At 65.1% G+C, this 507-nt stretch carries 1 protein-coding gene; it reads left to right on the forward strand.

Features of this window, described 5'->3' with window-relative positions:
* A partial coding sequence (locus tag G6035_RS19700; RefSeq protein ID WP_176618789.1) for a transposase occupies positions 1–507 on the forward strand: 507 nt, incomplete at both ends.

Here is a 507-nt window from a genome sequence, read left to right on the forward strand (position 1 = left end):
GGCACACCCGCCGCGGCGACAAGTACGTCACGGTCATCATTGACCTGACCCCTATCCGTGACGGCACCGGCCCCTCACGCCTGCTGGACATGGTCGAGGGGCGCTCCAAAAAAGTCTTCGCGACCTGGCTGCAGGGCCGCCCGCAGCAGTGGCGGGACGGGGTTGAGGTCGTGGCCATGGACGGGTTCTCCGGCTTCAAAAGCGCCGCTGCCGAAGAACTCCCCGACGCGGTTCCCGTGATGGATCCCTTCCACGTCATCCGCCTGGCCGGCGACGCGCTGGATTCATGCCGGCGGCGCGTTCAGCAACAGAGCTGCGGTCACCGGGGACGGGCCGGGGATCCCTTGTATTCGGCCAGACTGACGCTTCATACCGGCGCCGGCCTGCTCACTGAGAAGCAACGCACACGACTGGAATCCCTGTTCTCTGCCGATACTCATATCGAGGTGGAAGCAAGCTGGGGAATCTACCAACGCATGGTTGCCGCCTACCGGGAACCAGACCGGG

It is taken from the genome of Arthrobacter sp. SDTb3-6 (assembly GCF_013376095.1).
Lineage (GTDB): Bacteria > Actinomycetota > Actinomycetes > Actinomycetales > Micrococcaceae > Specibacter.